Origin of the sequence: Sphingopyxis macrogoltabida (assembly GCF_001307295.1) — a bacterium.
In the GTDB taxonomy this organism is placed as follows: domain Bacteria; phylum Pseudomonadota; class Alphaproteobacteria; order Sphingomonadales; family Sphingomonadaceae; genus Sphingopyxis; species Sphingopyxis macrogoltabida_B.
Genome location: NZ_CP012701.1, coordinates 81,477 through 98,488 on the forward strand (window position 1 = coordinate 81,477; position 17,012 = coordinate 98,488).

Annotated in this window: 18 protein-coding genes and 1 pseudogene; 11 read left to right on the forward strand and 8 right to left on the reverse strand. The window is 61.5% G+C overall.

The window, feature by feature from the left end; all coding sequences use genetic code 11:
* The first annotated feature begins 6 nt into the window (after positions 1-6).
* The gene (locus tag AN936_RS22570; protein WP_054590545.1) at positions 7-900 is read left to right on the forward strand and encodes a hypothetical protein; all 894 of its coding nucleotides are present in this window, start codon (positions 7-9) and stop codon (positions 898-900) included.
* 280 nt (positions 901-1,180) lie between these two features.
* Positions 1,181-1,717: pseudogene (locus tag AN936_RS22575) on the forward strand (transglycosylase domain-containing protein); the annotation flags it as partial.
* Between the two features lie 173 nt (positions 1,718-1,890).
* Here the strand turns inward: AN936_RS22575 and AN936_RS25945 are convergent.
* The 3 genes from AN936_RS25945 to AN936_RS22585 all read right to left on the reverse strand — a co-directional run bounded on the left by AN936_RS25945 (position 1,891) and on the right by AN936_RS22585 (position 3,584).
* Positions 1,891-2,217 carry a Rap1a/Tai family immunity protein gene (locus tag AN936_RS25945; protein WP_223178489.1) on the reverse strand — a complete coding sequence of 109 codons (327 nt, stop codon included), beginning with the start codon at positions 2,215-2,217 and terminating at the stop codon, positions 1,891-1,893.
* Between the two features lie 75 nt (positions 2,218-2,292).
* Positions 2,293-2,697, reverse strand: coding sequence for a PepSY domain-containing protein (locus tag AN936_RS22580; protein WP_228165648.1), 405 nt, complete (start codon positions 2,695-2,697; stop codon positions 2,293-2,295).
* Positions 2,694-3,584, reverse strand: coding sequence for a DUF1259 domain-containing protein (locus AN936_RS22585; protein ID WP_008603797.1), 891 nt, complete (start codon positions 3,582-3,584; stop codon positions 2,694-2,696). The genes AN936_RS22580 and AN936_RS22585 overlap by 4 nt, the downstream gene beginning before the upstream one ends.
* A 168-nt stretch (positions 3,585-3,752) precedes the next feature.
* Here AN936_RS22585 and AN936_RS22590 point away from each other — a divergent pair, with 168 nt between their 5' ends.
* The 4 genes from AN936_RS22590 to AN936_RS22605 all read left to right on the forward strand — a co-directional run bounded on the left by AN936_RS22590 (position 3,753) and on the right by AN936_RS22605 (position 8,014).
* Positions 3,753-4,703, forward strand: a complete 951-nt coding sequence (locus tag AN936_RS22590) for a chromate resistance protein ChrB domain-containing protein (RefSeq protein ID WP_025160483.1) — start codon at positions 3,753-3,755, stop codon at positions 4,701-4,703.
* 2 nt (positions 4,704-4,705) lie between these two features.
* Positions 4,706-6,103, forward strand: coding sequence for a chromate efflux transporter (gene chrA, locus AN936_RS22595; RefSeq protein WP_008603799.1), 1,398 nt, complete (start codon positions 4,706-4,708; stop codon positions 6,101-6,103).
* 74 nt (positions 6,104-6,177) lie between these two features.
* Complete coding sequence (locus AN936_RS22600) at positions 6,178-6,846, forward strand: superoxide dismutase (RefSeq protein ID WP_017184236.1); 669 nt, start codon at positions 6,178-6,180, stop codon at positions 6,844-6,846.
* A gap of 88 nt (positions 6,847-6,934) precedes the next feature.
* Entirely contained in the window at positions 6,935-8,014 is a 1,080-nt protein-coding gene (locus AN936_RS22605) for a Cj0069 family protein (protein WP_158500135.1), read from the forward strand.
* 84 nt (positions 8,015-8,098) lie between these two features.
* On the opposite strand, the gene AN936_RS22610 is transcribed toward AN936_RS22605, so the two are convergent.
* Positions 8,099-8,659, reverse strand: a complete 561-nt coding sequence (locus tag AN936_RS22610) for a recombinase family protein (RefSeq protein ID WP_017184234.1) — start codon at positions 8,657-8,659, stop codon at positions 8,099-8,101.
* A 173-nt stretch (positions 8,660-8,832) separates the two neighbouring features.
* On the opposite strand from AN936_RS22610, the gene AN936_RS22620 reads away from it, so the two are divergent.
* Positions 8,833-11,802 (forward strand): Tn3 family transposase, encoded by a 2,970-nt coding sequence (locus AN936_RS22620; protein ID WP_008603805.1) that lies wholly within the window; start codon positions 8,833-8,835, stop codon positions 11,800-11,802.
* Here the strand turns inward: AN936_RS22620 and AN936_RS24460 are convergent.
* The 4 genes from AN936_RS24460 to AN936_RS22635 form a co-directional block, all read right to left on the reverse strand.
* A complete protein-coding gene (locus AN936_RS24460; RefSeq protein WP_084758690.1) occupies positions 11,715-12,998 on the reverse strand; it encodes a helix-turn-helix domain-containing protein in 1,284 nt (427 codons plus the stop codon). The two genes, AN936_RS22620 and AN936_RS24460, sit on opposite strands and share 88 nt — an antisense overlap.
* 369 nt (positions 12,999-13,367) lie before the next feature.
* The gene (locus tag AN936_RS25820) at positions 13,368-13,499 is read right to left on the reverse strand and encodes a hypothetical protein (protein ID WP_257719816.1); all 132 of its coding nucleotides are present in this window, start codon (positions 13,497-13,499) and stop codon (positions 13,368-13,370) included.
* A gap of 174 nt (positions 13,500-13,673) precedes the next feature.
* Complete coding sequence (locus AN936_RS22630) at positions 13,674-14,063, reverse strand: hypothetical protein (protein ID WP_054590548.1); 390 nt, start codon at positions 14,061-14,063, stop codon at positions 13,674-13,676.
* A gap of 142 nt (positions 14,064-14,205) precedes the next feature.
* The gene (locus tag AN936_RS22635; RefSeq protein WP_054590549.1) at positions 14,206-14,679 is read right to left on the reverse strand and encodes a hypothetical protein; all 474 of its coding nucleotides are present in this window, start codon (positions 14,677-14,679) and stop codon (positions 14,206-14,208) included.
* Between the two features lie 272 nt (positions 14,680-14,951).
* On the opposite strand from AN936_RS22635, the gene AN936_RS22640 reads away from it, so the two are divergent.
* The 4 genes from AN936_RS22640 to AN936_RS22655 all read left to right on the forward strand — a co-directional run bounded on the left by AN936_RS22640 (position 14,952) and on the right by AN936_RS22655 (position 17,008).
* A complete protein-coding gene (locus tag AN936_RS22640) occupies positions 14,952-15,269 on the forward strand; it encodes a hypothetical protein (protein ID WP_054590550.1) in 318 nt (105 codons plus the stop codon).
* 89 nt (positions 15,270-15,358) lie between these two features.
* Positions 15,359-15,643 carry a type IV conjugative transfer system protein TraL gene (gene traL, locus AN936_RS22645; protein WP_054136666.1) on the forward strand — a complete coding sequence of 95 codons (285 nt, stop codon included), beginning with the start codon at positions 15,359-15,361 and terminating at the stop codon, positions 15,641-15,643.
* Between the two features lies 1 nt (position 15,644).
* Positions 15,645-16,211: a type IV conjugative transfer system protein TraE gene (locus AN936_RS22650; protein ID WP_054136667.1), complete on the forward strand. Its 567-nt coding sequence runs from the start codon at positions 15,645-15,647 to the stop codon at positions 16,209-16,211.
* Positions 16,208-17,008: a type-F conjugative transfer system secretin TraK gene (locus tag AN936_RS22655; protein WP_054590551.1), complete on the forward strand. Its 801-nt coding sequence runs from the start codon at positions 16,208-16,210 to the stop codon at positions 17,006-17,008. The genes AN936_RS22650 and AN936_RS22655 overlap by 4 nt, the downstream gene beginning before the upstream one ends.
* Positions 17,009-17,012: the final 4 nt, after the last annotated feature.

Sequence of the window (17,012 nt, forward strand, 5' to 3'; positions counted from 1 at the left end):
GGTGCTGTGCTGGACTTGGTCGCCTTACTTGCTGATGCTGGGATAACCGACTACGAAAACTTTCTTGCTGTCGGGCTCAACCAGTTACGGGCGGCCGACGCTGACACAATTCCTATCCCGGAGGTTGCGGCCGAAATCGCAACACATCTCACGATCAGAACGGCGCATTTTCGTCGATTTGCAGCTGGAGCTGGCTCTCAAATGCTTGGAGCGATCGACAATCTGCTCCAGTCCGATCCGGCGGCGTTCGCACTATCAAGCGATCGCAAATCTTTGTCTAAGCTTATGCGCGAGCAGTTAGCGGAGGAGTGGAGCTTCAATCGCCAGAAATTCGAAGCTATCGGTATCGATCAGAACTCGATGCTGGATATTGTCCAGCGCTACTTCGAGCAGAACGGCGAAATGTTTTTCGCAGACGCATCGAAACTGATGGGGCAAGCACTAAAGCAAGGAAGCTTAGGCGTGGCTCAGATTGCAACGGATGCACAGCGCAGCGCGCTCTCGAGGCACCTTGTGCCGCCCGCTCGATTCGAAAAGCTCAAGACCCTCCGTTGGAGTGTGCTGGAAGGTTGCGATTTGGTGCTACCCGATTGTGTGGGATTGGCGCAGGATCATCAAAACGAATGGATGCCGGTAATCTTGGCCGACCTAGACCAACTCAAGTCGATGTATCTGCCGATATCTCACGATCGGGCGTTGATGGGCACCCACAGCGAGCACCATGCCAGCGAGACGCCTTCCGTAGAAATACTGGCTGGATGCTCTTGGGACTTCTTTGTTTCACGCGATCGAAGTGAACGGGCTCTTGCGGCCAAAGGCCTCATAAGATCACGCGTAACCGAATTTACCGATCGCGTGATCTCTAACAGCATCGCAGAAGTTTTGGCTGAAAATGAATGAGGGCAGGTATATGCGGGGACGCGCTGGGGGCTTTTTTGGGGGCCACTCGCCACACCGCTTCATCACATGGTCGAAAAACAGCCATTGTTGGCGCGACGCCGAGTCCTGTAAGCGCACCACTCTCCCGTTCATTCGCGCGCAATCGGCGGGTTGCGATAGCTGGCAGGCCGCATAAGCCATTTGCTTATGCTGTATTGCGATTGTAATACGGCGGGTGAGCATGACGTGGTTTCGTAAATCCAAAACGCCCGAACCAGCGCCCGCTGCGCCATCGTTCGCGATGCCGGACACCCCCGGTTTCGATGCGCCGCCGCCGGTTGTTCCGGAAAGCCGCCGCCGCAAATGGCTGCGCCGCATATCGCGCGGCTTTGCGGTCTTCTGTATCCTGCTGCTTCTGCTCGTCGGCTGGCTGGCGCTCACCGCGCCCCTGTCAAAGTCGCTCGAACCAATTGCTCCGCCGCAGGTTACGCTGCTCGCGTCGGACGGCACCCCGATCGCGCGGTCGGGCGCGATCGTCGATGCGCCGGTGAAGGCCGCGGACCTGCCGAAACATGTCACCGGCGCCTTCCTCGCGATCGAGGACCGTCGCTTTTACAGCCATTGGGGGGTCGATCCGCGCAGCATCGCGCGCGCGGTGTGGAGCAATGTCACGGGCGGGCGGACGCAGGGCGGCAGCACGATCACCCAGCAGCTGGCCAAATTCACCTTCCTGACCCCGAAACGCACCCTTGGCCGCAAGGCGCGCGAGGCGCTGATCGCCTTCTGGCTCGAAGCGTGGCTGACCAAGGACGAGATCCTCGAACGCTATCTGGCGTCACCTCAAGGTTTGTGCGCCAGACAACGATTTGGCAGACATAATGCGAACATCGGCTAATTAGCGAGCTTGAGGCGCGACATGGGATCGTTGAGCTGGCGGAATTCACCGCCAGGCGGACGCTCCGCCTGCCCTCAAAGGCAGCCGCCGGGCAGGCTACGCCGCGGGGTACGATGCTACTGACATGGCCAAGCCTTCGCTAACGAGCGTTCAGCTCCGGCCACCATATGAACACTCATAAAATAGCTATTCTGCTCCGCCCAGCGTAAATATGCCGCGCGCAGCGCCGATCGGTCATAGCGTGGAGCGCGGCATTCCGCTTTTCGCGCGACGATCATCATGTCGAGCACGCCTTGGAGGTAAGCGCCGCATCGCGGCTCATTCGCTTGACAGCTTACGAACAACGCCGAGCCCGTCGCCGACGCGGGTTCGGTTTGGCCGATCGCACTATCAGGCAGGGCGGCCAAAGCGGCGCATAACAATATCCATCGCCTTGGCCGCATTTTCGTCTCCTATTCCGCAGTATCATTTCGGAAGGGGCGCACGGCCCTCGACGGCCGGCGCCCCGTGCTGATCCATCATTCGCGGCCGAGCACCTGGCCTTCGGGCGTGACGAACAGTTCGATCGTCTTTCCGTCGCTGTTCTTGCCCTTGATTTCATAGAGCGTGCTTCCGTCCGCCTTTCGGGTGACTTGCTCCGCTTTGCTTATTGACGCGAGTTGCGCGCGTGCCGCGTTCATCGCGGCCTCGGGCACCTGAGCAAGCGGGATGTCTCGTTCGCTGTGCTTGCCGATTATCCGGTTTTCGTTCGCCTCGTGGTTTTGCGCGATCGCCACGCCCGCGATCGCCAGCGCGGCCGCGCCCACGCCTGCGACAACAGTGAGAGTTCGTTTGCTAGCCATGTTCCATTCCACTTCCTGCATAAGGGCCGTGGGGTCGGGCGGGCGGCGGTTACGGCCCAATGAGCCGTCGTCCGAGTTCAACTCCTCTGATTGTTCATCCTGTCGAGCGCCGCGCGCAGCCCACGGGCGAGCTTGGCTGCGTCGTCGTTGGCCCAGAAGTGCATGAAGAACAGCCGCGGCTCGTCGTTTAGCATATGATTATGCAGCGCCGTGACCTCGATCCCGTTCGTCCGCAGCACGCGCAGGACCGGATCGACCTCGTTTGCGACAAGTACGAAATCGCCGGTGATGGCGGCTCGGCCGTCCCCGGTTGGCTGAAAGTTGATCGCGGTCGCCGTGCCCATCGTCGGCGGAGTCTCCATATCGCCGTCCATCAGCCGCTCGGCGCGCGGAAAGCTGTATTGGAGGATGCCACCGGCCGTCTTGCCCTCACCGCCCATCAACCGGTTGAGCGCGGCCACATCGAGGTCGAGCCGCGATGCGGCTGCGCTGGCCGAAGGCGATTGCGGCGCGGCGAGCGGGGTCCGACTGGCTGATAGCGCTTGCCGGAGCGCGGCCGCGAGCTTCACCGGGTCGCCGTGGCCGGCAATGTGCATGTACATGGTCGCAGGCGAAGAGCGGAGCAGGTGATTGTGGAGCGCGGTGATCGTAAAACCGCTTGCGAGCAGGCGGCTCAAAACGGGGTTCACCTCGTCGTGGGTCAGCACGAGATCGCCCATCACCATCGCCTCGTCGCCCATCGGCTGAAACGCCGCCCAAGAGCCGAGCGCGAGGGAGGGCTTGATCGTCACCCCATCCAGCGTGACGCTCAGGTCCGAACGCGGGAAGCTGTAGCGGTGAACGCCCCCCGGCTGTTCGGCCCCCGCTCGTCCTATCGCCCGGTCGACAGCCGACCAGTCCGGCGCTGCCCATGCCGGGCTTGCCAGCAGGAGGCTGGCGAATCCCAAGGCGATGGTCTTTTTCAGCATAATTGATCCTTCATCAGCGCACTCGACACGGAAAGCCTCACGTCATGCGAGCGCGCCGCCGGCGAGCCGCGACATTGCGCTCCGGTTTCTTTCTTCGGGATAAGCAGTCCTATGCTCATGAGGCTTGTGATGCAACCCTTACACTTGTAGGCTAGTGACGATACAACTATGACAAACACACAAGCTTCCCCTTGGTTGCTCCTGATCCCGCAGCTTCCGGCTAAGCCTGCCTATTTGCGGGTGAAGGTCTGGCGGCGTTTGCAGGCGATCGGGGCCGCGCCGCTCAAGAACGCCGTCCATGCGCTCCCCAATCGCGAGGACACGCGCGCGCTGTTCGAAGAACTGCATCGCGAGATCACCGAAAATGGCGGCGAGGCGCTGATCCTCGAAGCGCGCCTTGTCGGCGGCATGGGCGATGCGGAGCTGCGCGGAGTGTTCGACGCTGCGCGTGACGCCGACTATGAGGAGTTGGCACGCGAGGCGCGCGCGCTGTGTGAGGGCGAGTATGTCGCGGCGGCGGATGTGGGCCGCCTGCGCAAACGCCTGAACGAGGTCGCCGCGATCGACTTTTTCGGTGCGCATGGTCGGCAGGCGGCACAGGCCGCCATCACCGAGGCGGACCGCCGCTCTCACCAACATCCCGATGTGAGCGGCCCCGGTGCGCCCGAGCTGACCCCGGCGGAGCTAAAGCGCCGCGTTTGGGTGACGCGCCGCCATGTCCATGTCGATCGCATCGCGTCCGCCTGGCTCATTCGCCGCTTCATCGACCCCGAGGCGAGCTTCAAGTTCGTCGAGGGCAAAGGATATGTGCCGGAGCCTGACGAACTGAGGTTCGACATGGCGGACGCTGAGTTCACCCACGAAGGCGACCGCTGCTCCTTCGAGACCTTGGTGTTCCTCACCGGTCTCGAGACCGACCCCGCGCTGCGGGCGCTCGGCGAAATTGTTCACGACCTTGATATTGCCGATGCTCGGTTCGAGCGCCCGGAAACTCCGGGAGTGAGCGCGCTTATCGCCGGCATCTGTGCCGGCACCGACGACGACGAGGAGCGGATCGCGCGCGGATCGACCGCGCTCGACGGATTCTATGCTCACTTCACCCGGCGAAAAGAGGACTAAAGATGGAGGCCAGCGCACGCGCTGAAATCGCAGTCGAGACGCTGCACGAGCACGGCATCAGCTTTGGCGAGGCGGTGCGCGTCTGGATCAGGGTCGCGCTGCTCAGCTTCGGCGGACCGGCGGGCCAGATAGCGGTGATGCATCGCATCCTGGTCGAGGAGAAGCGCTGGATCGGCGAGGAGCGGTTCCTCCACGCGCTCAACTATTGCATGCTGCTGCCCGGCCCTGAAGCGCAACAGCTAGCTGTCTATATTGGCTGGTTGCTCCATAAGACCAAGGGCGGCCTGGTCGCGGGCGCGCTATTCGTGCTGCCCGGCTTCCTCGCGATTTTAGGGCTCAGCTATGTCTATGTGCTGCTCGGCGAAGTGGCGCTGGTCGAGGGATTGTTCTTCGGATTGAAGGCCGCCGTGCTGGCGGTGGTGCTACAGGCGGTGGTCCGGGTGGGTTCGCGTGCCTTGAAGAACAACGTCATGCGCGGTTTTGCCGCGCTGGCGTTCGTCGCGATCTTCGTGCTCGACGTGCCCTTCCCGCTGATCGTGCTTGCCGCCGCGCTGATCGGCTTCTTCGGTGGCCGCGCTGGTTACGCCGCATTCAAGGGCGGCGGCGGTCATGGTCCCGCCGGCGCTGAGATAATCCACGACCGCGACACCGCTCTTGGCGAGGGCCTTCCCGACCATGCCCGGCCGAACCTCTCTTGGTCGCTGCGCATCTCCGGCGTCCTGCTGCTGCTCTGGCTCGGGCCGGTCGCAGCGCTGCTGTTCGCGTTCGGCCCCGACGACGTGTTCAGCCGCATCGCCACCTTCTTCAGCCAGATGGCGGTGGTGACCTTCGGCGGCGCCTATGCGGTGCTCGCCTATGTCGCGCAGGAGGCAGTCGAGACCTATGGCTGGCTCCAGCCCGGCGAGATGCTCGACGGGCTCGGCATGGCCGAGACCACGCCCGGGCCGCTGATCATGGTGACGCAGTTCGTCGGCTTCCTCGCGGCCTTCCGCGAAGCGACCGGGCTGCCGCCGCTCGTCGCCGCGACCTTCGGCGCAATCCTCACCACCTGGGTTACCTTCCTGCCATGCTTCCTGTGGATCTTCGCCGGCGCGCCATTCATCGAGCGGCTGCGCGGCAACCGCGCATTGTCGGCCGCGCTTTCGGCGATCACCGCCGCAGTGGTCGGCGTGATCCTCAATCTGGCGGTCTGGTTTGGTATCCACACTCTGTTCGAGCAAGTCCGCGAAGTGCCGTTCGCAGCCGGCACCATCGATCTCCCAGTCCTAACGTCCGTCAACTGGCCGGCGCTGGCGCTCGCGGTGGGTGCGATACTCGCCATGTTCCGGTTCAAGGCCGGCATGCTGCCGGTGCTCGGCGTCTGCTCGGTCCTCGGGGCCGCATATGTAATGATCATCTGAAGGAGTGACGCGTGACGATCGACCATCTTTCCCGACGCAGTGCAATCGCAACTCTTGGCATCGGAGCCGCCGCCATGACTATCAACGAAGCCTCTGCGCAGACGCCGGCCGCAGCGCCGGCGGCTGTCCCCGCCTTTGCCGGAAATCATCAGGTCAAGCCGCTCAGGTTCAATCCCGCCAGGCTTCACGGCCTCTCCGAAAGGCTGATCACATCGCACCACGAGAACAATTATGCGGGCTCGGTCAAGGCCCTGAATATGATCGAGACACGACTTGCCGCCGCGCTCGCTGACACGGACCTGCCGCCGGTGGTCTATGGCGGATTGAAGCGCGAGGAGCTGCACCGCACCGGCTCGGTCGTGCTCCATGAGGTCTATTTCGACGGGCTCGGCGGCAACGGCCAGGCAGCCGGTTCCATCCGCGACGCGCTGGGCGCGGCGTTCGGCTCGTTCGACCGCTGGGAAGCCGACTTCCGCCGTACCGGGATGAGCCTTGCCGGCGGATCGGGCTGGTGCGTGCTCGTCTACAATCTCCACACGCGCTCGCTGCACAACCATTGGGCGTGGGATCATATGCACGGTGCGATTGCCGGCGTGCCGCTGCTCGCGCTCGATATGTACGAGCACAGTTTCCACATGGATTACGGCACCGCCGCCGCCAAATATGTCGACGCCTTCTTCCGCAACATCGACTGGGAAGTGGTCGACCGGCGCTATGCCGCGGCTTTGCGCGGCGGCGGCTGAACCCGACCGCCGTGGCTTAACACCCACTGCTGCGCGACACCTGAGTTCGCGACCACAAAGGGGACAGGTCCGATGGGGAGATGCAACAATGACATCCGGCCCGAACATCGCTCTTCTTTGGCGTGGGCAAGCAGCCGAGTGGACGCATCGCTTTCATGAAGCCCGGCAGTGGCCGATAATGCAGGCCTTGCGGGCGCTCGGGGCGACCGCAAGGCCTGTACTGTACAGGGACGAGGCGGTTCGCGAGATTCGGGACGAGCTGCTGTCGTGCGACGCAGTGCTGGTCTGGGTGAATCCGTTGGACATTTCAGGCGACCGCTCGCAGCTCGATCCAATGCTGCGCGAAGTCGCGGGGTGCGGCGTTGTCGTCAGCGCGCATCCTGACGTGATCGCCAAAATCGGCGTCAAGGAAGTGCTCTACACAACGCGATCCATGGAATGGGGCAGCGATGTCGATCGATACGTGGACGCTGAAGGCCTTCGCGCTCGTTTCCCCGAACATCTTGCCGCAGGCCCGCGCGTGCTGAAGCCGAACTACGGCAACGGCGGCAGGAATGTATGGCGTGTCCAACTAGACGAAGCGGGAAACGCTCCGGCTTTGAAAACGTCGGTGAAAGTTCAAGAGGCCCGCCAAGGAAGCAAATCGGAGCGCATCAGCCTAGCCGAGTGCTTGGAAAGGTGGGTGCCGTTTCTAAACGACGGCGGCGTGCTGATCGATCAGGCTTATCAGCCGCAGTCGTCCGAGGGCATGGTCCGCTGCTACGTGTGCGGGCACCGAGTGGTTGGCTTTGGGCACAACCTGATCACTGCGCTGATGACGCCAACGGCCATTGATACAACGTCGTCAACCCCACAGCCGATGGGCCGCGCCATGTTCGGACCGGAGGTGACGCGCTTCGCAGCCTTACGGAAAGCGATGGAGGATCGCTGGATTCCAGAGATGCAAAGGTTGCTGTCGATCGTCGACCACGATCTTCCGCTTCTTTGGGACGCCGACTTCCTATTTCGCCCTGGTGAAGCCATCAGCGATGGCTCCTATGCGCTTTGCGAGATCAATGCTAGTTCGGTTGCACCATTTCCGCCAAGCGCCGTCCAGCCAGTCGCCGCAGCGGCAATCGGTCGCGCTCTTGCCATTCGTTTGACGAAGGATACCTCCAATCCTCATTGATATGATTCAAGCAATTCAAGAGACGTGACATTGGTCGTATCAATCAGACAAGCCTAAGGGTGAGCGAGGCTGGGTGAAACCGGCTCAGGTGGCAGCGCGGAGATACTGGTAGAGGGTTTCGCGACTGATCCCCAGGTCACGGGCGATGACGGCCTTGCGCTCGCCGTCATCAACACGGCGGTGCAGCTCGGCGACCATTTCGTCGGAGAGGGAACGTTTCCGCCCGCGATAAGCACCGCGTTGTCTGGCGACCGCAATGCCTTCGCGCTGCCGCTCCCGGATCAGGGCGCGCTCGAATTCGGCGAACGCACCCATGACCGAGAGCATCAGGTTGGCCATCGGGGAATCCTCGCCCGAGAAGGCCAGGCTTTCCTTCACGAACTCGATCCGGACGCCTCTTTTGGTGAGGGACTGAACCAGTTTGCGCAGATCGTCGAGATTACGCGCCAATCGATCCATGCTGTGGACCACGACGGTGTCACCCTCGCGGGCGAAGGCGAGCATGGCATCGAGTTCGGGGCGGTTGATGTCCTTGCCCGATGCCTTGTCGGTGAAAATCCGGTCGAGCGACTGCCCGTCCAACTGGCGATCGACATTCTGATCGAATGTGCTCACCCGGACGTAACCGATCCTCTGGCCTTTCATCGCCGCCTCCGGTCAAAATGTCAGGTTGAATTCTATGACACGGCGGAACATGCGTCAATAAATGCTTGCCATAACCCTATCCTGACAGAAACCGCCGCTGCATCCTGACGTCCGGTTAGGCTATACTCCAGATTGACGCTAGCCTGTCGCTCTCGACTCGGGATGGAGGCAGGATGGCGCGGCGGCGATTATTGACCGGAGAAGAAAGGCGTCGCCTGTTCGATATCCCCCATGACGAAACCGCGATCGTCGGCCACTATACCCTTGCCGCCGAGGATCTCGAACTGGTCGGTCGCCGCTATCGCCCTGCCAACCGCCTCGGTCTGGCAACGCAGATCGCGCTTATGCGGCATCCCGGCTTCGGTTTGCAGCCCGACGTCGACGTCCCCGATGCGGTCCTTCACTATCTCGCCGCCCAGCTCTTCGTCGATGTTGATGCGTTCGCCGACTATGGCCAGCGCGCGCAAACACGTAACGATCATGCCGACATTGCGGCACGGCATCTGGGGCTACACCCTTTTCGGCGAGGGGATATACCGCTCGCGCTCGATCTCGCCGCAAGAGCTGCGGAGCGGACCGATCGGGGCGAACCTATTGTCCGCGCATTGATGGAGGGGCTGAAGCAGGAACGCTTCATTCTTCCATCGGCAGACACGCTCGAACGTGCGGGCCTCGCCGGCAGGGCACGCGCCCGCAAAGCCGCGGCGGCGCTCATTGTCGAAAGCCTGGGTCATGCCGAACTGGCGCGGATCGATGATCTGATCGTCAACAACAGCGACTTCGGCATGACGCCGCTGGCCTGGCTGCGCAATTTCGAGGAAGCGCCCACCACGGCGAACATCAACGGGCTGCTGGAACGGCTACGCTATGTGCGCGGAATCGGCATCGACCCGGCGATCGGCGCGAAAATCCCCGACTTCCGGTTCGCGCAGTTCATGCGCGAAGGTGGCGTTGCGCCGGCGTTCCTGCTCTCCGATTATAGCCTTAACAGGCGCCGCGCGACGCTGATCGCGGCGGTCATCGACCTCGATGCCAGGCTCGCCGATGGTGCGATCCAGATGTTCGACAGGCTTGTCGGAAGCCTGTTCACACGGGCGCGGCGCGGGCGGGAAAGGCGCTATCAGGACAGCATCCGCTCGGTCGGCGAACTTATGCGGCTGTTCGGCGCGACGATCGCCGCGCTGGGAGAGGCGGTCGAACATGGCGGTAATCCGCTCGAACTGATCGACGAAGCGGTAGGCTGGCACAGACTGGTCGCAGCCAAATCGCAGGTCGATGCGCTGGCCGAGCTGGCGGGCGAAGATGCGCTTGTCGCGGCGACTGGTCGCTATGCGACGCTGCGGCGGTTCAGCCCGGCTTTCCTCGATACATTCACGTTCAAGGCATCGGGGAGCGGATCGCAACTGGTCAAGGCCATCGAGGTCATCCGCGATACCAATGCCCGCAAGGCCCGCAGCCTGCCCGAGGGCGTTCCGCTCCCATTCGCCAACCGGCAGTGGAAGCGCCTCATCACCGAAGGTGGCCAGGTCGATCGCCGGCGATACGAGACGGCCATCATGGCCACGCTGCGCGATCGGTTGCGCGCCGGCGACATATGGGTCGAAGGAACCCGCAATTATCGCCGCTTCGACACCTATTTGCTGAGTCGACGCGATGCCGATAAGGTGGCCGACAGCCTGCCATTCCAGACCGATGCGGCCGCCTATCTGGAGGAGCGGGCAAGGACGCTCGACTGGCGGCTGCGCCGTTTCGCCAAGCAACTCAAGGCGAACAGGCTCGCGGGCGTGGCGCTCGAACGCGACCGGCTCAAGCTGCAACCCATGCCGGCGATCACTCCACCCGAGGCGGAGGCTCTCGATCGCAGGCTCGACGCCTTGCTTCCGCGCGTGCGGATCACCGAACTCCTGGTCGAGGTGGCCGAGCGCACCGGGTTCCTGAGCGCATTTCGCGATCTTCGGTCCGGCAAGGAGCATGACAACCCGCACGCGATCCTCGCCGCCATTCTCGCTGATGGATCGAATCTGGGTCTAGAGCGCATGGCCAACGCCAGCGACGGGGTGAGCTACGCCCAGCTTGCCTGGACCCACAACTGGTATTTGTCGCCCGAAAACTATCAGGCCGCGTTGGGGATGATCGTTGCCGCGCACCATGATCTTCCTTTCACGCGCCATTGGGGAGCCGGCACTAGTTCATCCTCCGATGGGCAGTTCTTCCGCTCGGGCCGCAACCGATCGGCGGCGGCCGACATCAATGCGAAATATGGCAGCGAGCCGGGCCTGAAGATCTACTCCCACCTGTCCGATCATTTTGCCTCGTTCGGATCGCGGATCATGTCGGCCACCGCCGGCGAGGCCCCCTACGTGCTGGATGGCCTGATGCTCGGCGCCGGCGCGCTACCGCTGCATGAGCATTACACTGATACCGGCGGCGCGACGGACCATGTCTTTGCCCTTTGCCATCTTCTCGGCTTCCGGTTCGTGCCCCGTCTGCGCGACATCGCCGACCGGAAACTCGGCTCGATCGCCGCGCCTTCGACCTACAAAGGCATCGAAAGCCTCATGGGCCGCACGATCAAGACGGCGGCGATCGAAGCCGATTGGGATGACATCGTCAGGATCGTCGCCTCCATTAAGGAAGGAGCCGTTGCGCCCTCCGCGATCCTGCGCAAGCTGGCCGCCTACAAGCGCCAGAACAGGCTGGATTTTGCGCTGGCCGAACTCGGCCGCATCGAGCGGACGCTATTTGCGCTCGACTGGCTTGAACAGCCCGACTTGCGTCGCGCCTGCCAGGCCGGCCTCAATAAAGGCGAAGCACGTCATACCCTTGCCGCCGCGATCTACACCAACCGACAGGGGCGGTTCACCGATCGCTCGATCGAGAATCAGGAATATCGGGCATCGGGCCTCAATCTGCTGATCGCGGCGATTTCTTACTGGAACACCGTCTATATGGACAGGGCCGCCCAGCATCTCCAATCATCCGGCGGCACCTTCGATGATGCGCTGCTTGCCCATCTCTCGCCGATGGGCTGGGTGCATATCAGTTTGACCGGCGACTATCTGTGGCAAAGGGCAAACCGGCTCTCCCCTGGCGAGTTCCGCACCCTCAACGATCCCATGGCCCGCCTCAAACTCGTGGCATAGCCAGTGTTCTCATTATGTCCGCCAAATCGTTGTCTGGCGCACAAACCTTGAGGTGACGCCAATAGGGCAGGAGCTTCGGCCCAAACGAAACCCGATCGATGGATGCCGTAGACATCATTCGCGTCGGCCGAGACCTGCGCGTTCTGACAAGCATCGGCTGTTTCTTGCTTCACCCTGTCGGCATCAGGCGTGGTTCGAACGTCATCAGGTTCCCGTCGGCAAGCGCTCTCTGCCAAGCCGTATACAGATTCAAGAGCTTCTTCAGGGCTGTATTGATGGTGGCCATCCCGGCGCACCCTAGTGTCCCCGGAAGGTGTCAGCGACGCAATGTCGTCGAGCGATATGCGCTCTGACAACCGATCAAGCAGCCGGGTCGCGACCTCGGCGAGGCGGCCGAGCACTGCGATCGCGTCCATGGATCCTTTCCGCCTCTGGTATGTGCGCCGCGCCGCAGCGATCGCATCGAGCTTCTTTCTGGCCTTGTCAGCCCAGAGGTGGCCCTGCTCGAACGGCCGCAGCAGCCGGTAGGCGCTGCTTGTTGCCTTTCGAATTTGGTTGGGCAGGATCAGGTTCTGCTCGGCTAAAGCCTTCTCGGTGGCGGCCAGTTGTGTGAGGTAATCCTCAAGGAGGAGTAGCGGCGCCAGCGACCATCCTGATGCGTCGGAGCGATCCTGGCTGTCTCGTGACCCAAGAAATCGCTTGCCGTTGCCGGCGAGGCAATGGGGGATGATCAGGCCGTATTCGGCAAGGCGCCTGATGTTCTTGCGCGCGGCGGTCCATCCGATCCGGCATTTGAGATGGTCGTTCGAGGCGGCAATGAGCGGGCCGCAGCGGCTGTCCCAGTCGATATTCATGGCCGCGATGCTCGCGGCGGCATCGTAAAGATCGCGCCAGACGATTCTCGGAACATCGATCGTCACGGGCGGCATTCTCGCGAAGGTCTCGATGGTATCGAGCAGTTTGCGCCGACGCTGCCTGCCTGCGTTTTCGGTCCCGGTATGTTCGAACCCTCGCATCATCTTGTTGACGCGCGCTGCATGTCTTGCCCGATCTGCCGGGTCTTCCATGAAAGTGATCATGGTCAGCTGTTCAGTCTCGAGCATCCCCAGTTTTGGCAGACAGGCGCCGATCGCTGCTGGCCCTCCCCGGCGTCGGCTATTCACCTCCCAGGCTGCCTGATTCTGGACAATAGTCATCCCTTCGCTCCCTCAGTCCTGAGGTGCGGCACAGACAAAGAACATTGCCCGCAAAATTTGCGAAAAATGCTTGTAAGTTGTCAGGGAGCAGGTAGCTTGCCGGTGTCTCCCGCCACGCTTTGGCGCGGCAAATTACAGCTTCCTTCGAAAGGCCCGGGCGCTGCCCGGGTTTTTCATGTCTGCGTCGCTGACCTCCCTTTCATATGCACCAGGTGGTGCGGCGATCCCTGGCAGCGTTCGGGCGCGTTTCATCGCGCGCAGAAGCGCTTGTTTGCCATTCGGTCTGTTGCTAGAAAGCGAGGTGAACTTGGCGCTCTGGCAACAGGATGCGTTAAAGGGGGTCCCGTTGGCGCGGGGCCCCTTTCAATTTCAGAGCATCATCGGTTGTCCTTCTGATGTTTCAGGTGGCCTGACGCTCAGCGTTTGCGCCACGATCGCCGCGATGATCGCCTCCCGGGACAACAGATCATCCCTTTTGAGCTCGTCGATCATTTCGATCATGGCTGCTGGCAGCCAGATTTCGAGGGGGCGCAAACCATCCTGGCGGCGTCTGCGTCTTTGCTCTGCTTTCCGGTGCTGCGCCATATTTGCGCTTCGCTGTGCGGTACAGGACGTCTGCCCGTGACCAGTCACGCGGTTCGTCATGCAGCGCGGGCTCGTTTCGCCGTACAAGGCTCAAGCATACGCATGTTCAAAACCGCCGCCGTTATGCCGGCTTTCAAGTGACATGTGGTGTTTGGCGATGGCCGACGATGTCTTACGGGCGATCGTGTCACACAGGCTTTGACGAATGGTCTCGAACTGCCCTTCGCAGGCTGCGAGTTCGCTTGGTAGCCGGGCGGCCAGTGCGACAGCAACCAAGGCGGTCGTCTCGCAGCATGGGTCTTCGTAGGAGCTGGCGCTTTCATAGCACAGCAGAACGAGGCCTGCGCGGATAGGGTCGATTTTGAGGTGGAGCAGGACGCGTTGGAATTCGTCGATTGTAAGATTTCCATCTTCGACCTTGTCGAAGAACTTCTTCCGCCGACTCTCTTTGATCACGCCTTCATCGGTCAGTTTGCGCAAGCTTGTGTTCTGCAACCTCATCTGTTCCTTGATGAGCGCTGCATACAGTTGGTTTACGCTGTGAGCTCTGCTGGCGACTCCATCTTCTGTCCCTTCGCACATGCGTGCCTCCACGATCCCATGTATTCCACTCCATGCAGTTTCATAGTTTGACTTTGTCCATTTGCATTTTGCAAGCGGAAAATTCGCCTTCTGCTACTAACATTGCGCAGAAAATCAGTGTTTCGCGCACCCCGCAATGAGCCTTGGTAGCGGCGTTCAGCTCGCCTTTCAGCCGCTCGACCGCCGCATTGTCCTTGGAATTGAGACGGACATAGATCCGAACGGGTCCGTCCACAGGAAGCAGGGTCTCCAGCGCTGCGGAATGTCCATCTTTGAGAGCTGGGTACCGCTCCAGCGCATGGAGAATGACGTCTTTGAACGTCACAAAGCGCGTCTGCTCGAGGCTGAGTGCTGCGATGGCCCTGACGATATCTTCGAAGGCGTGTGCGCTGATGGAAATCTCGTGGGCTACATACGTGTTCTTGCTCAATTCGATCTCCTTTCTCTCGATGTGGCAGCGTCTGAACTTGTCATCCTGCAACTGCGCGGTTTCCGGGTCATCCTTTTTGCGCATTTTTACCCGTGGGGCGGATTCGTCTCCACCTTGGGGCTGATTTTCGCCCGCTGTGGGGCACAAACATCCCCGGTGTGGGTCGCAAATTGGACCACGGTGGGAAATTCTCATTCCCAGTCTGGGAGCGAATCGAATCCTGGGCGGGGTTCAATTCTGCCCCAATCTCTCATTTCCTTAGAAATCCTGACACTTCGGTGTTGAGAAATGGTTCCTCCCGGGCGGACTTTGGCTGTGGCGGCAGACGCCAGCATCCAACCGAAAGGGAAATCTCAATGACAAGTCTCGATCTGAAGAATCGCAGCGGCACGCTTGCTGTTGCGATTGCGGCGCTCGCGGCCGCCAGCGTGTTCGGCGCTGATGCCGCAATGGCGGGGGCCGACACGACCTTCAACACCGCTCTCGCCCAGTTCACCGGCTTCCTTGAAGGCTCCGGGGGCCGGATCATCACCGTGCTCTCGCTCGCCGGCGGGATCGTGGCGCTTGCGTCGGGCCGCTTCTCGCTCGGTCAGGTCGCAATCCCTGTGGGCGTCGGCGTCGGCGCCGGGACCGGCATTCCGATCGTCACCGCCTCGGTTACCGGCACGGTCTGAACGCTGCGCCCTCGCTTCATGATGGCAAGGGTACCGCAGTTCACCTTTTGGGCTGCCGCTCCTTGTCCTCCCTTTGGCGGAGTTGATCCTTGGACCAGTATTCGATCCCAAAACATCTCGACGATCCAGAACTGATCGGGTTCTGGACCCTCGATGAATTCCTGGTGATGGTCATACCCTTCACCTGGGGCATCCTCGCTCAGCACGTTGTCATCGGGCTCCTTTTGGCCCTGGCTGCGTGGTTCGGCTATCGCAAAGTCAAAGCTGGGCGGTCGATGCATTGGGTCCTGCATTTTGCCTATTGGCATTTGCCGGGAGAATTCTTCGGTCTGAAGGTCGCTCCGCCATCTCATCTTCGTGTGATGGCGGGCTGATATGGAAATCTCTTTTGCTCATGAGGCGTCGCAGCGGACCCTCAAGCAGCGCAACCTGCTTGCGCTCATCTGTGTCGTGCTCGGCATTCTCGTGGTGGTTATGTTCACCGCGGCATCGACGCGGGACCGCGAGGTCGTGCTGCAGCCCATCCTGCCCAGCCAGATGACGCTGAGCTCTGCGGCGCTCACGCCTGAATATCTTGAGGCCGTGACGCGCGATACCGCGCAGCTCGCGCTCAACCGCTCGCCCGAAACACTCCAGTACTGGCTTGATGGCATTGTTGCCATTTCCGCGCCGGAGGCGCGCGGGGCTCTCAAGGCCAAGCTCCTGCGGATCGTGGCTGAGCAGGAGGGGTCGCAGGTGACCCAGTTTGTCACGATCAACTGGATCCGCACCGATCCGGAAAACCTCACCAGCCAGGTGGGCGGAGTCCTTCATACCATCGTCGGATCCAAGGACGTGCGCCGCGAGCACAAGATCTTCGAATTTCACTGGACCTACACCGGCGTGTCGCTGCGCCTGAAGGGGTTTGGTGTCGTCGTTAAGAAGGAAGGAGCCAACCAATGACCTTCTCTGTCTCGACGCTTTGCCTTGCCTCGGGCGCGCCGCTGCTTTTCCGCATCGACAGCCATCTTCTTCGCGGGCTTGGCGCTGCACTTTTAACTGTCGGATTCGTCATGGCGGCCACGCCAGCTTTTGCTGACGAAAACATCCTCGCCGTCGATAATGGAGAGGTTCGCTGCCGGGCATCCAAGGCCGACCTGACGCGCATTTCGCTGAAGGATGACCGGTTCGTGTCGGTATCCCGAGTGCAAACTGGCGTCGAGGGTCAAGACTTCTCGATCGTCCATGAACCGACCCGCGGCGATATCTACATCTCGGTCCCCGAAGCTTATTCGAAGCCGAACATCTCCTTCTTCGGGACAACGCAAAAGGGCCTTGTCTACAAGTTCGACTGCCAGATTGGCGGTGACAGTGCGGTGCAGGTTTTTGTGGCGAATGCCGATATCGAAAATCCTTCCGCCAAGCCTGAGGTCCTTACAGCATCGGGTTCGTTGCAGGATCGCGCTGTCGGGCTCGTCAGGGCGATGTTCGAACAGCGCCCGGTGACCGGCTTCGAGATCCGCGATGCGGCCCGTGCCCCGGTCAACGTCGGCGATATGAAGGTCCAGCTCCTCACCGAGTACCGCAGCCCGACGATGACCGGGAAGGTCCTGCGCATCGAGAATGCCAGCTCCTCACCGATCGCGCTTCGCGAAGAACTCATCGCCGGGGACGGTGCAATCGCCGTCACAATTTCCAACCCCAACCTCGCAAGCGGGCAGGCGACTGCTGCTTACGTGGTCGTGCCTGCAGGAAGGTAAGCCT